The sequence below is a fragment of the Citrobacter meridianamericanus genome, from assembly GCF_041320245.1.
Lineage (GTDB): Bacteria > Pseudomonadota > Gammaproteobacteria > Enterobacterales > Enterobacteriaceae > Citrobacter > Citrobacter meridianamericanus.
The window spans coordinates 67,379-80,961 of sequence record NZ_CP101036.1; the positions used below are offsets into that span (position 1 = coordinate 67,379).

A 13,583-nucleotide genomic window follows, 5' to 3' on the forward strand; every position below is an offset into this window, starting at 1 on the left:
TTAAAACCCCTCCAGCACAATCTTGCCGACCGAACGACCAGTTTCAATTTGCGCATGGGCTTTTTGCAGGTTCGCCGCGTTGATAGCGCCAAAATGCTCGCCCAGCGTAGTGCGGAGGGTGTTGTCGTCGATCAATTGCGCCACACGGGTTAATAGCTGATGCTGCGCGATGATATCGTGAGTGGTAAACATCGAACGGGTAAACATAAATTCCCAGTGCAGCGAAATACTTTTAGCCTTCAGCGGACGGGCATCGAGGAATTCAGGGTCGTCAATCAGCGCCAGTTTGCCCTGTGGTGCCAGTGCGGCAATAATTTGTTGATAATGCTGCTCGGTATTGTTCAGGCTGGCAACGTGCGTCACTTCCTTAACCCCTATCCGTAACAGCTCATCCGTCAGCGGCTTGCTGTGGTCAATGACATGATGAGCGCCTGCATCACGTACCCATTTCTGGCTTTGCGGACGTGATGCAGTGCCGATGACGGTCATTCTGGTCAGCTTACTGGCCAGTTGCGTCAGGATAGAACCGACGCCGCCAGCTGCGCCAACGATCAGTAACACATCATTTTCATTGCCGTTTTCCTCAACCCCCAGACGGTCAAACAGCATTTCCCAGGCGGTGATCGCAGTCAGCGGCAGCGCCGCCGCAGAAGCGTTATCCAGTGATTGCGGTTTCAGCGCGGTAATACGTTCATCAACCAACTGAAATTCACTGTTACTGCCAGCACGCCCCAGCGCACCGGCGTACCAGACTTCATCGCCCGGTGAGAACAGGGTGACTGCTTCACCGACGGATTTCACCACGCCCACGGCATCCCAGCCCAGAACGCGCGGGATATCAGCGTTAAAACCTTCGCGAACCTTGGTATCAACGGGGTTGACGGAAATGGCCTTCACTTCAACCAGCAGATCGTGCCCGGCGGCAACCGGCACGGGCAGGTCAATCTCTTGTAAAAATTCAATGTTATTGCCGTCGGTCGCGGCGCGGGTAATAGCGATGGCTTTCATAATCTCTCCGGTTCAGAAACCTTATCTCTGTTGAATAATTCGATGGTAAAGCGGCAGCAGAACGGGAAAAATAGCTCCACGGCGACAGGACTTATACTCGGGGAGTGAAAATGTTCCGGCTTGAAGATCTCACGTTGTTTGTCCGCGCCGCGGCGCTGAATAGTTTTAGCGATGCCGCGCGCGAAGTCGGCGTTCAGCCTGCTCAGGTTAGCTCTGCCATCAAGCGCCTGGAGTCGACGTTGGCTATCCGTTTGTTCGCCCGCTCCACGCGCAGCCTGCGCCTCACGCCGGAAGGCGAGGTCTGGCTACCCTATGCCCGCCAGATGCTGGACGTGATGCATGCCGGACTGCAAAAAATACAGACCCCGGAAGATGAAGTTTCGGGCACGCTGCAAATTGCCGTACCTTCTGATCTCGGGCGTAACTTGCTGCTGCCAGTGTTTCAGTCGTTTCGACGCCGCTATCCGGCGCTGCGACTACGGATATTTTTCTCCGACCAGGTGACGGATGTCTTTAAAGATCCCGTCGATGTTGCGTTTCGCTATGGCAACAACGAGGACGCGTCTTACGTTGCACTGCCTGTTGCACCTGGAAACCGACGCGTGCTGGTGGCCTCACCGGAATGGGTGACGCAAAACGGTGCTCCGCAAAGTCCGGGGGACTTGGCGCAGCTTAACGCCATGACCTTCGTATTACGTGGACGCCTGCACGATCGTTGGACGTTTACGCGAAACGGTGAGGTCAGCATCGTGCAGGTTAACGGCACCATTATGAGCGATGATGCGGAAGTGATCCGGCGCCTGGCGATTGCCGGCGAGGGCGTGGCGTACAAGTCGTGGCTGGATGTCAGCGAGGATGTTCGTGACGGTCGATTACAACTGCTGATGCCGGATTATCAGGGAGAGACAGTCCCGCTGAATATGATTTGCCCGCATCGGCAGCAGCTTTCAACGGCGGTCCGTTTGCTGCACGACGCAGTGAAATCACGGTGTGAGGTGCTGAGCATTTCCCCAGGAAGTGTCTAACTGAAGGCGTATTATTTTTTTATCGATACGCATAAATAATAGCTACTCTCTATTTTTAGCATTAAACTGATCGGAACTCCGATCAGTTTATGATAATTACTGTTGATTATAGTAACCTCGATAAATATTATTCTTTTAATTAATGAGGAATTTATAATATGCTGGTTAATAAATTCCCGGTCATTGGTTAAATGAATTGTATATTTATCAAAATAGATTTGACGACATGCTGTTGCTACGATATAAGAAATAATCACTCTGCTATATAACTATTTCTTTACCTAATTGTTAAATGGACTAACGATTTTTGTTATTACGGTTTTTATTGTTATTGGGTAGGAGAGGGGACATTGAAGTCAAAGACTATAAATGATGTGTTGTATTATATAGAAGATAATTTTGTTTCGGGCATCGATATTGATGATATTTCACGGTTTTCTGGATATAGTCGAAGGCATATTCAGAGTGTTTTAAAACAACGAATTAATATGCCCGTGGGGCTGTATATTCGTAAGCGACGCGTAACCAAAGCGGCAAACTTGTTACGTCTTACCCATATGGATATTATTGATATTTCAGTGCGGGTAGGATTCGATTCCCAGCAATCTTTCTGTCGTGAATTTAAAAAACTAACAGGTTATACTCCCACAGAATATCGGAAAAATTCCAGTTGGGATCTCGCACCATTACTATCATTTGTACAGCGCTGTGATGTTGTTGTCAGCGAATTACAACTTCGTACCTTGCCTGCTGATACCGTTTACGGATTTCAGTATAACTATGATACACCAATCCCACCCGCCAGTGATTCGCATCTGCATCGATTAAATTTGATATTTGAGCAACTTACCAGTTCAAAACAAAATGTGTGGGCATTAACCGATTTCTCTTCCAATCCAAACTCAATGATGCGATTGAAAGTAAAGAGTATCATTGGCAATAAAACTCATCATTCGCCAAATATCTATAATCGTTATGACTGTCCTTCGGGGGTTTATGCCTGTTTTTCATTCCGGTTTAAGAAAAAGGACTATCCATTCTATTCAAGATATATTTATTTGAAAATACTGCCAGAGAGTAAATTAAAAAGAAAAACAGGTTATGATATTGAAATATTTAAATATAATCAAGAAGATATTAACAATAAAACAATTACCTGTGAACATTACATTCCCATTGATATGTAATGTAAAAAAGCTCCACTTACGTGGAGCAAAGACTTCGCAGTACGCCTAAATTAGGAACGATTATTGGTATTCAGCATTGAAATACAAGACTGAGCGCACAATTCCAGGACTAACTTTGTTAGTTGTTTGATAATATTGTGCATAAAACGGGATAGAGTGGTTTCCATTATTCTGATGCGCTAAATGGATATACGTGGTATTTTTTAAGTTGATAACTCTTTGTTGTTGATCCAAAACCTGAATACCTATGCCAACCGCACCTTTGGGGTGGATATTCTGTAGTACACCACTATTACTGCTGTGATTATTCTCTATGCCGCTCCAGCTTAGAATAATCTGAGAAGGTGTTGTAAAATCACTTTTACAAAAAAGGTCGATAGTAAATGGTTTTCTTCCTGCAGTGCTGCCAAGGCCGCTAAACTGCTCAAGTGCTACACTGGGGAGTTTTACGTTGATTGTACGGTTACCTTTGATCGTGCATGACCGGTTGAGCATAGTAATATATTTTGCCGGCACAATAATATCCACCACGGGCAACGATTGAGTGGCACTTCTGATTTGCAGGTTGATCGCACCCGCAGCAGACCCGGCCGCAAGCTGATTATCCAGCTTGATTAGCTCAATATTAATTTTGCTGTTTCTGAACTCATCTGCCGTCGCTTTAAAATCTGATGGCCACTGGATCTTTCGTCCGGTTGAGGTTTCCAGGGTGACTTTAATGCCAATACCGCTCACATTGCTACGCATAATACCGGGCTGTTTCATTGCGGACAGATCCCCAATAATCTGGGCAGAAAAAGGATGGCTGTCATTACAACCTGACGACTGAATATTCTGTAGGGAAAGTGTGCGCGTCTGAATAATCCCTCCGGACTGGATTGACTGTTTATCGTTAACGATTTCCGGTGACAAGATAATCTTTTGTGTGTTCAGGGTACATGCAGCACTGGCTGTCTGATGAATGCCCATTACGCACCCCAGAATTAGAACGACACGTATTATTGACATGTGGCCTCCTGATTTTTTAACACGATCGTGCATTTCCCCGTTTCCAGTGAAACGAACACTTCTGGTGAGGTAGTTTCATCAATATAAAGCGCACCACCTTGCCCAACGTAGCCGACATGATTATTAGCTTTGTCGCGGATTATGGCGCCGAATGGCATTTTCTGCTGACCCTGCAGACGAGGATAAATAATATTCTGTTTTCTTAGTATCGTTTCAAAAGTGACTGGAATGACATTACCTTCATACGGCGCAATCTTGGCCTGGGTTTTGGTAAAATTCAGGCCTTCAGTTGAACCTTTTGGATCGATAGTGACGTCGTTTACGCGCCATGGACGAAGCCAGGGCAGAATAGCGTAGCCATTTTTATCGAAGCGGGTTCCAGGCACACCATCAAGATGCGCGCCATGCGCATCAGGCGCATGGACTAATGCGACGGTATCTGAGCGCTCTGGAGAGAACGTTATTCCCCCCGAGTGGCCAACCAGCATTCCACTCATTCCCCCGCTGACCTGGTGCCATGAGTTGCTCTGGCTCCACGTTCCGCTCAGAGAGGTATAAGGCGTACGTATCATGCCGTTTGTCCCCCATTCCACATCACCACCACGGGCATAGCCAGTATTTACGCCCCAAACGATATTATTTTCTTCATCAGACGACGTCGTGAAGCCGAGGCGTGTATTGCTCGCTTTGCCGTTATTGCTGTAGCTATCAGAGGAGATTTGTGTAAAACCGGCGTTATTCCGGGGCAGGAAATAGCTGAATGAGAGCATGATTTGGTCGTCTTTGGTGACGGAGCCCTGTTGATCCTCATTCCAGAAACGCTGGGCGGATATGCTCCAGGTCAAGTTGCCCCAGGCATTGGTATAACCCACGGCATACTGGCGATAGTTATCCTGTTGATCCCAGAATTTCTTAAGAGAGCCAGATAAATAGAATGAGCCCCAGGTGTCGGATAACGGCTGATTAATACTGGCGCTAAACGACTGCTTTTCGCGTAATGAGAGGTATTGGTTGACGGATGCTTGTGTATCCAGGGCATCCAGCGCATCGCGTTGACCGTAAAAGTGATGTGAACTGTATTTAGCTTCCAGCCAGAGCGAGGTTTCTGACCAAGGGAGAGTTCGATTCCATGTCAGACGATATTGTTGTCCTTGCTGGCGATCGTCCTCAAGATTGAGGCGAGATTGGGTGACATCAAGGGCGAATGCGCCAAGCTGGGAATTGAGCCCGCTACCGATGAGGGCTGACTGATAGCGCTCGAATCCGGATGCCCCCGTATACAACGTTAAATAGTTGTTCAGGCCATACTGCCAGTAGGCCTGTGCGGCAAACGGATCTTTATCATAATTATCTTCATTGACGGTCCCAAGGGTGATGCCATAGCGCGAAACGCCGGGTTTTAGTAGTTGTGGTACTGAAGAGTATGGAACGGTAAAACGGCGGATACGTCCGTCTGATTCCTGAATCGTGACCAGCAATTCGCCGCCAGTATTCGCGGGCAACACTGATTCAATCGAGAATGGCCCAGCTGGAACCGAAGACTGATGAATAGTTTGGCCATCCTGGGTAACGGTGATGCGGGCGTTGGTTTCTGCTACGCCACGAATGATTGGCGCCCAATTTAGCGTGCTGTCCGGGCGCATTAAATCCTCAGAAGCCAACCCCATCCCAAGAATAGCAATACTGTCGAACATCTGGCTGTCAGTATAGAACTTGCCAGCGCTGAACATGGATTTCCAACTAGTGATTGGCCGCTTTAGCGTTGTACGATTATTCGTGTAATGGCTGCCCATTTTGCTGTCCCAATTTTGGCTACCAAAATGTTCAATTAGCCACCCGCCAGCGGAGCTGCGGATATCCATTCCCAGCCAGGCGCTGTCCGTACTTGAGCGATTGCTACCGCGTTGCTGAGTACTGTAATAATCTGCGTTATAGCCGAAATTAATCGCCGGAACTCCCGGTTGCCATAATTCAGGTTGGATATAATTAGTTTCTATATTGTCGAGATAGGCCTGGGGGACGGTGATGTGCAGTTCAAGTTGGCTGGTATTGAGCTTCTCAGTTGTTTTACCGCTGGTATCCCAATCAGCCAGACGTTGGCACTCCTTTGGTTGGTGTGCCAGCGTTTGATTCATTTTCCCTGGGTTAATACCCATACCTGTGAGGAAGGCTTCAGAGTAACAACTGACTAATTCTCCGTGATTATCTTTTTTGAATGAGAGCTCACGACGTCCGCGCCAACTATCATTAATATAAATATCTACAATATATGTTCCTGGTAATAAACCAGCGGCATTGAATGATTGTAAATCGTTAAGCGAAGCATTGCCCATCAAGATGGCATTATCAAACTCGTAGCGAGACCTGTCTTCTGCGTGAAGTCCAACTGAAAATAATGAACCATGAAAAATAACGAAACAGGGTATGGTGAGGATCCTTTTACATAAACCCATTGTTAATTCCTTTTATCCCTTTTTATTAATTAACGGTTGTTTTGTGTTCCACAATTCCGCCGTAATCAGTAATTGCTTGTAAAACAACAGACTCGCCCCGGCTAATTTGTTGTTTTGCACTGAGAGTGGTTTTGCATTTCGGGGCGATCATGACACCCTCGTTTATGAGTCCATGGCCTGATGACGTCACAACATCTGCAACAGTGATGAAGAACGGGGTAGGGTTTACCAGTGTTATGTCTCGTTGGTTTGCCAGAATTTGTACCTTGCTTTCCGCATTCTGACGGTCACCTAACCCACTGGGTCGCCAGAAAAATTTGAAGCGCGAGCGAATAGCCAAATTGAGCATGGCTGAATTTTCCGTGATGTTATTCTTATCTACGGAAGGAATGTCCAGTATGTTTAGCCACCACATAGACTCTCTGTCAGTAGCGACAATATGTTTATCAGCGACTTTTTTTATTCTGAGTGATTGCCCATTACCTGCGTCAATACGGGCAATGGGCGGGGAAATAATAAATGGAGTGGTAATTTCTTCTGGTAATTTTTCTGGGTCTCCTTCATCTAACCATATCTGGGCCAGCGAAGGGGATTTTCCTGTATTGGTCATTTGTATCGTTATTTCCGCAGAATCCTCAGCGTAAATAAATCGGGTACCATTGACAATGATATTGTTTGCGTGCGCAGTCGAGAGCGAAAATAGAGCTAATAAATAAATAAAGATTTTCATAAGGCCTCTATTAAAATAAATGCTATAGCGCAGAAGGCTATAGCATTGTGTATTTAGAGATAAGTAATGCTATAGTTTGCCTGGGCGCTTACAGGACCCGGCTTAACGTATGACGAATTATTATTATCTTTCGATATAATGTAACCTACATTGAATTTATAAGTTAAAATTGGGCTACCATTGTCATGTCGGAGATAACCTTCCTCAGGATCAAATCGGTTGCTGTTTTTATTCAGGTCAATACTTTTTTGTTTATTATCCGTGATAACTAGCGCTACATTTTTGTCTCCACTACTTGTCATATTTTTGAGATATCCCTCTTTGGTTAAATGGGAATTACCATTCCAGGATAACTTTGGAGTTGCGTTTTCATTAATATAACAATTTTTCACTCTAATACTGAATGATTGGAGTTGTGTTGCATGAGATTTGTTAACTAATGTATTGAGAACCGGGTTTAATTTTACCTGTTTATCTTTATCTCCGGTTTCAATTATGCACGAATTGGCATAAACGTGACCGGTGAAGTTAACTTTCCCTTTTGGATCCGGGTTAGGGCCATGTCCGAAATCTGCCATGGCGGAAGGAATTACGATGGCACAGCTAATTAAAGTAATAATTGATAGTTTACTCATAATGCGTTCCTCATTGAGAGATAGATCGTCCCTATTATCAGTAACATTGTCCGGGCACATTTTGTCTTGCGCCCTATAAGGCTGTCGCCCGCTATCAATTATGTTAGATAAATTATTGTTGTACATCGTAGATTGGACGTATTTCACTCATCCTATGATATTAACAATGATCGTTAAATATGAGCCTTAATGAATTGTTATCATCTGTAAGATGATTGAGGTTAAGATACTTCTTAACTCAACGGGTGATGTTAAAACATATAAAATACAATATGTTAAGTTGTCACTTTTGAAATTTTCAAAAAGTCGCAAACAAAAATCGAACTTTGTATTCGGAAAAAGCGAATGATCGTATTGCACAATTAGCTAAATTTCCATAATTCAATCAGATTATCTTTAATCTTAAGTAATGACTTGTTATTGGTTTTCCATGCAATAACAATAGGGAATATTGTCAATCCTCATTTGAATGAAGGCCACATATGCTTAACATGGACAGTAAGATAATACTGATTAGTAACCAATCAATACAGACGCAGCTGTTGCTGGATTATCTCAATAAGCAAAGCGATATACTGGTTGATTTTGTTAACATTAGCAGACCGGATATGTCTTTTATCGCTGAGGAAAGTATCATCCTCTATGATATTCAGGCATCTAGTCGTAAATTAAAAAATATCTGGTCAAAATTACTTAATGAAAGCGCATGTGGTTTGCGTGTTTATATTATTAATTGCCTGCGTTCGCTCCCGCTCTATGAGAACATGCTATGGCCAAATTTTGAGTCAATCGTACCAAATAATTGCTCTATTGAACATTTATTAACGCTTCTTAAAGAGGGGCGTAAAACCTCTCGTCCACCACGCTCACTGTCACCGCCGCAAAAAAATATAAACCTCACGCCATCCGATAGTGACAACGGAGGTTTAACCGAAAGAGAATATGAAATTCTGACTGAGTTGTCGAAAGGGGCATCAAATGTTGAAATTGCTAACGCATTTTTTATCAGTGAAAATACAGTGAGAACGCATATTTATAATATTTTTAAAAAAATCTCTGTGAATAACCGAACACAGGCCGCCTGCTGGGCCAACTCGCATCTTAGAAGCCCGGTTCTTGATCAACTACCCTGGAAAGAAATGTAAGTATACTGCTGGCACAAAGTTCTGATGTTGACTTTGTGCCAGGATATTATCGTGTCGTTACTCAGTCTTTTTTCGCTGCGTTGGCAAAGAAAATATCAGACTGAATGTCTTTAGTGCGGATGGTAAACAGCTGATTAGTCAGATCTTCCGTCAGCTTCTCGGCGTCAGCCATGATGCGAAGGTTGAAGTCATTCAGCATCTTATCGGCGGCAGGTTTATCGGTTTTCGCCATCTTCAGATACTCTGCTTCGACCTCTTTTTGCTCCTTCGCTACTTTGTCTTCCCACGCTTTGTAGGCCTTTTTGACGATTGGCGCGAGCTTCGGATAATCGGTCATGGTCAGCGTCTGTAATTTACGGTATTTCCAGTAAATGGATTGATCGTCCGCTTTATCGCTACCCATCGTGTAATTAGCCGGATACGCTTTCAGGCCGCTGTAGTACGGAACAAAGGCGGTGAGGTCGGCCATACCCAGACCAATATAGGTCGTTTCACCAATTTCTTTTGGCAACCACGGGCGAACCTGCATAACGTGCGCCTCATAGGTGCGGAAGACGCTGATCGGACGCCATGGCTCTTTACCGTTCAGACCGTTGGTGTATGGATCATGGCTGGTGCCTTCGTAATGGTTACGCAGTACGGCCTTCACATCGTCCAGCGTCATTTTCTTCTCTGGCGTCATGAAGACCGGGAATTCACGTCCTTTGGCCATATCCTGGTTTACGGAAGGATTGAACTCTTTCTGGATGGTCCATACGCGAGGGTCGTTATACGTGCGGTCACGTTCGTCATCACGGGTATAGGCTTTGGAGAAGTTGAATTTACCGTCTTTTGCCGGTTCGTACAGACCTTTTTCGGTCGCAAATTGAATCAGGTTTTTTGACGCCATCATGTCAGGGTTTTTCGGATCGTAATCCTGTAAACGGCCCTGATTGCCGGTGGCAAAATACTGGTTATTCGGCAGGCGCTGTGCCATCCACTGGTGGCCGCTGCCGGTTTCGAGGTACCAGATCTCGTTATCATCGACGACGGCAACGCCAAAGCCTTCACCCGCACCGACGGTCTCAACGATATGGCCCAGCAGCGCCACGGCTTCACGCGCGGTTTTACTTTGCGACAGCAGAATATCCGGGATATCGTCTTCGGTGATCCCCTTATCCTCAACATACGGGTCGGCGGCCAGCGCTTTTGGTGAGGCAAAAATAGATTCTGTACCGCTCACACCGACGCCCAGTTCGTTAAATCCGGTCGCGCCGTGCAACTGGGTTTTCCAGTTTGGAACAGTGGTATAACGCAGCGAGTTTTTGGGTAGCGGCCAGGTAAAGTCATTCGCGCCGTTATGTGCTTTGGTGCTGTATACCCCGGTCTGATTCTGTTTTGCCGGGTGAATGACAAAATGCTGCGCTTTCAGGGCATCGCTGTCAGCGCTACGTGCTACCAGCATGGAGCCGTCCGCTGATGCTTCATTACCGACCAGCAGGGTCGTACAAGCAAAACCTGATGAAACAACGGCTAAATTTATAGAAAGTGCAATCAGGCACTTTTTAAAAGTAAACATTACGTATCCCTCATATGTACGCCAAAAATACACCGGAAACATACCGTTTCCTGAAATGCGATAACGTCTGAACCCTCAGACATTGCTCGCGAGAGAGATAAACGCCCCTGCCCACGCCTTCTCTAAATATCCATCCGTAGATTGAAGTCTTCTGGGCAAAATAAAACGCCCATTTCGCTTAATTATTACGCAATAGATATCGTGATATTCAGGATGTTTCCTGATTCGGGATGAAGAATAGCAATGGGTTATTAGAGGATTCAGTGACCCATGTCGCGTAAGTTGATGATGGAATATATGAATTCCAACGAGAGGGGGCGCTTTTTGTATCTGGATATGACATTACCTTTTGCGGCAGTACAGCGAAGGAACAGTGGAAGTCGCTACTATCCACGCCCCTTTATACTCCTCCATGACCAGACTCAGGCGCTGTCCGGTTTCGCGATAAAAACTGGGCAAAGTCTCGTTGATATCATCTTTATCGGCAGAGTCCGAGAAGGTTTTTACCAGTTGCGTCGACTGCAGCACGCGCGCGTCGTGGTGCTGGGTATAGGTAAAATAGATGTTTCTGCTAATACCTGTGACGTGACGTCCGTACAGTTTTCCGGTTAAGGTTGCCAGTCCCTGATGGTCGTACAGTCGGTACGACACCGTACCGGTAAAGCGGTTGCTGCCAATGTTCCACTCCACGTTACCGACGCAGTTCAACGGTCTGTCGGCGTAGCGTGAATACCATAACCAGGCTCCTGAACCCAGCATCAATACCACCCCGATCGCCAGCAAGATAAGATTGTGTATTTTGTTCATTTCCCGCGCATCCAGTAATAATGAGTAGAACAAAACGCGTGAACATCTATCCGCGCATCCTTATCGCATACAAAGGCCACCATCCTTTGTGCCTTACGGTAACCTGAAAGAAATACATGTTTATTATCTTCACAAAGATCGGGATGCGATTGCATCAGGCTGAAATAGCTTTCCAGATTGTGTTCATTCGGTGAGTAATAAATTTTACAGTTTTCCTTTGAGGGAATTTGCATAGAAACCGACACGAATTTACTAAACGGCATGACAGGGCGAGTCTGATACCACACCAGCCAGATAATCAGAGTAGTAATAATCACTCCGGTGGTTAAGAAAATGTTCCACCAGGGAGTCGACGTTGCTACTTGCGGTGGAGAGGGTATTACCTCTGGAACCTTGTTTTCCTTAATAAATGGTGCTAAGGGGGGCTCGATTTGGGAATGTGTGATCGTCTCCACATGCGTATTCTCATTTAATCTGAGTCCACGCCGGGAAATAGTTTTGACGGTATCACGGGGCAATCCGACATCCGCCAGTGCATTGCGCAACGTCAAAATTGCCTGGTAAAAAGTATTGGTTGTGGTCACATTGTTTCTTTCTCCCCAACCTACTTTGAGCAGCGTGTTCTGAGAAACAATGTCACTTGCGTGAGTAATTAAATAGAGAAAACAGAGCGAGGCAGGGAGTTGCAGTTGAATTGTTCGTCCTGTCTGTCGATTGACCAGGCTTTTGTTATCAGGATTAAATTCGACCAACTGGTTGATAAGGTACAATGCCCGCCCCTTAGTAACGAAAATGTCTCATATGTTGCATTAACATACCCATTTAATATTACATCGAAATGGATAAGACGCCTCTACCTTTGTACTTGATCAAAGATAAGAATTTTGTGTGCAACTATTAAACCCTTTTAATACAATGATTTAGGTTGATGATATCTTAGGTGGTAATTAACTAAGGTTAAATAATGAGAATTAATTACAGGTTTATCTGATTAGTTATTATATTTATCCCATAACATCACAAAGGTTTCTGGTTTTTAGGAATCTTGAGATTTACTAAAATCATTTTGTAAGGTTTTGTTTTAGCAAATAGTGCTGTATTTACGTCTATCGTGATGTCTGGATTTGTGTATAAAACTCCTAATATATTGGCTGTTAGTCTGAGCGAAAGCTTCGTAATACTTATCAACATAACGACATTTACAGGTGGAGATTGTTTTTCTATAGGATTTTATAACAAGTTCACTACTCGACTGTTATTAGCAGAAACGGATTTCACCACGTGTCGGATTGACACATTTATTTACCGATGAAATATTTATGGAAAATAACAGGGGCATAGTTGATGAAGAGAAAGCCGCTACAGAGTGTTCGTTGCATAAGCTGTGAATTATCCTGTGAATTATTTCCGGATGCTGCCGTACGTGCACAGTATTGCCACCGAGCCGCTTTTGCTGTCTGGCCAGAGGGTAATGATTATTTGAAAAAAGGTATTATTGAAAAACTTTTACTTAATAATCATAACCATTTATCCCATGGATTTATTTTTATCGATTTTTCATTCCCGAACTTGCGCTTGTTCACCGACCCGCAATGGGTGGATCGCCTGACGCAGAGTGGTATGCATATCGTATTGATAGCGGACCGGATCCTGGCACCGTTAGCCAATTACTGGTTATCGAAAAGCAATAAAATTCAAGGGATTATTTATTCCAATGATAGTGATGAAGTTCAACATCAGAAAATACGTCGCTTATTCCGGGGGCATCTCGCCAACAGCAAACGTGGGCGTTCATTAAATTATACGGAAATGATATTACTCAAGCGATTTATTTCAGGGATAAGTATTCAGCAAATCACCAGAATAGATAATATTGATGTTAAGAGAATATATGTCTACAAACTTCGACTTGAAGATAAGTTAGGCCTGAGTATTCATAAAATACTCTCTAACATTTTATAGCTGATTCTCATTTTTATTATTTCCACATCATCGCGATGTGGTGGACGCCCTACGCCCGAAAGCAG

General features: G+C 44.7%; 12 protein-coding genes. 4 read left to right on the plus strand and 8 right to left on the minus strand.

The window, feature by feature from the left end; all coding sequences use genetic code 11:
* Entirely contained in the window at positions 1-1,008 is a 1,008-nt protein-coding gene (locus tag NMD08_RS00315) for a zinc-binding alcohol dehydrogenase family protein (RefSeq protein WP_187253901.1), read from the minus strand.
* 110 nt (positions 1,009-1,118) lie between these two features.
* On the opposite strand from NMD08_RS00315, the gene NMD08_RS00320 reads away from it, so the two are divergent.
* Both NMD08_RS00320 and NMD08_RS00325 read left to right on the plus strand, forming a co-directional pair.
* On the plus strand, positions 1,119-2,033 hold the full coding sequence (locus tag NMD08_RS00320) for a LysR family transcriptional regulator (protein ID WP_151217076.1): 915 nt from the start codon (positions 1,119-1,121) through the stop codon (positions 2,031-2,033).
* Between the two features lie 350 nt (positions 2,034-2,383).
* Positions 2,384-3,220 (plus strand): helix-turn-helix domain-containing protein, encoded by an 837-nt coding sequence (locus NMD08_RS00325; protein ID WP_151224020.1) that lies wholly within the window; start codon positions 2,384-2,386, stop codon positions 3,218-3,220.
* A 60-nt stretch (positions 3,221-3,280) separates the two neighbouring features.
* Here the strand turns inward: NMD08_RS00325 and NMD08_RS00330 are convergent, their stop codons facing one another.
* Genes NMD08_RS00330 through NMD08_RS00345 form a run of 4 tightly spaced genes read right to left on the minus strand, consistent with a single transcriptional unit; the run spans position 3,281 to position 8,046 of the window.
* Positions 3,281-4,228: a fimbrial protein gene (locus NMD08_RS00330; protein ID WP_370619303.1), complete on the minus strand. Its 948-nt coding sequence runs from the start codon at positions 4,226-4,228 to the stop codon at positions 3,281-3,283.
* Positions 4,219-6,681, minus strand: a complete 2,463-nt coding sequence (locus NMD08_RS00335) for a fimbria/pilus outer membrane usher protein (RefSeq protein WP_187253899.1) — start codon at positions 6,679-6,681, stop codon at positions 4,219-4,221. Before NMD08_RS00335 ends, NMD08_RS00330 begins: the two co-directional genes overlap by 10 nt.
* A 25-nt stretch (positions 6,682-6,706) precedes the next feature.
* Positions 6,707-7,411, minus strand: coding sequence for a molecular chaperone (locus NMD08_RS00340; protein WP_370619305.1), 705 nt, complete (start codon positions 7,409-7,411; stop codon positions 6,707-6,709).
* A gap of 53 nt (positions 7,412-7,464) precedes the next feature.
* Positions 7,465-8,046, minus strand: coding sequence for a fimbrial protein (locus NMD08_RS00345; protein WP_187259849.1), 582 nt, complete (start codon positions 8,044-8,046; stop codon positions 7,465-7,467).
* A 482-nt stretch (positions 8,047-8,528) separates the two neighbouring features.
* On the opposite strand from NMD08_RS00345, the gene NMD08_RS00350 reads away from it, so the two are divergent.
* Positions 8,529-9,191, plus strand: coding sequence for a LuxR C-terminal-related transcriptional regulator (locus NMD08_RS00350; protein ID WP_187253896.1), 663 nt, complete (start codon positions 8,529-8,531; stop codon positions 9,189-9,191).
* 61 nt (positions 9,192-9,252) lie between these two features.
* On the opposite strand, the gene NMD08_RS00355 is transcribed toward NMD08_RS00350, so the two are convergent.
* The 3 genes from NMD08_RS00355 to NMD08_RS00365 all read right to left on the minus strand — a co-directional run bounded on the left by NMD08_RS00355 (position 9,253) and on the right by NMD08_RS00365 (position 12,326).
* Positions 9,253-10,749, minus strand: coding sequence for a C69 family dipeptidase (locus NMD08_RS00355; RefSeq protein WP_187253895.1), 1,497 nt, complete (start codon positions 10,747-10,749; stop codon positions 9,253-9,255).
* Positions 10,750-11,091: 342 nt separating this feature from the next.
* Positions 11,092-11,556, minus strand: coding sequence for a hypothetical protein (locus NMD08_RS00360; RefSeq protein ID WP_151217068.1), 465 nt, complete (start codon positions 11,554-11,556; stop codon positions 11,092-11,094).
* Complete coding sequence (locus NMD08_RS00365) at positions 11,553-12,326, minus strand: transcriptional regulator (protein ID WP_370619307.1); 774 nt, start codon at positions 12,324-12,326, stop codon at positions 11,553-11,555. The genes NMD08_RS00360 and NMD08_RS00365 overlap by 4 nt, the downstream gene beginning before the upstream one ends.
* A 574-nt stretch (positions 12,327-12,900) precedes the next feature.
* Between NMD08_RS00365 and NMD08_RS00370 the strand changes: the two genes are divergently transcribed.
* Positions 12,901-13,518 (plus strand): helix-turn-helix transcriptional regulator, encoded by a 618-nt coding sequence (locus NMD08_RS00370; RefSeq protein WP_151217063.1) that lies wholly within the window; start codon positions 12,901-12,903, stop codon positions 13,516-13,518.
* Positions 13,519-13,583: the final 65 nt, after the last annotated feature.

Bases quoted from the DNA above. Each gene is read 5' to 3' on its own strand.
- NMD08_RS00315 (WP_187253901.1), bottom strand. From the start codon at position 1,008: ATGAAAGCCATCGCTATTACCCGCGCCGCGACCGACGGCAATAACATT.
- NMD08_RS00320 (WP_151217076.1), top strand. From the start codon at position 1,119: ATGTTCCGGCTTGAAGATCTCACGTTGTTTGTCCGCGCCGCGGCGCTG.
- NMD08_RS00330 (WP_370619303.1), bottom strand. From the start codon at position 4,228: ATGTCAATAATACGTGTCGTTCTAATTCTGGGGTGCGTAATGGGCATT.
- NMD08_RS00335 (WP_187253899.1), bottom strand. From the start codon at position 6,681: ATGGGTTTATGTAAAAGGATCCTCACCATACCCTGTTTCGTTATTTTT.
- NMD08_RS00340 (WP_370619305.1), bottom strand. From the start codon at position 7,411: ATGAAAATCTTTATTTATTTATTAGCTCTATTTTCGCTCTCGACTGCG.
- NMD08_RS00345 (WP_187259849.1), bottom strand. From the start codon at position 8,046: ATGAGTAAACTATCAATTATTACTTTAATTAGCTGTGCCATCGTAATT.
- NMD08_RS00350 (WP_187253896.1), top strand. From the start codon at position 8,529: ATGCTTAACATGGACAGTAAGATAATACTGATTAGTAACCAATCAATA.
- NMD08_RS00355 (WP_187253895.1), bottom strand. From the start codon at position 10,749: ATGTTTACTTTTAAAAAGTGCCTGATTGCACTTTCTATAAATTTAGCC.
- NMD08_RS00360 (WP_151217068.1), bottom strand. From the start codon at position 11,556: ATGAACAAAATACACAATCTTATCTTGCTGGCGATCGGGGTGGTATTG.
- NMD08_RS00370 (WP_151217063.1), top strand. From the start codon at position 12,901: ATGAAGAGAAAGCCGCTACAGAGTGTTCGTTGCATAAGCTGTGAATTA.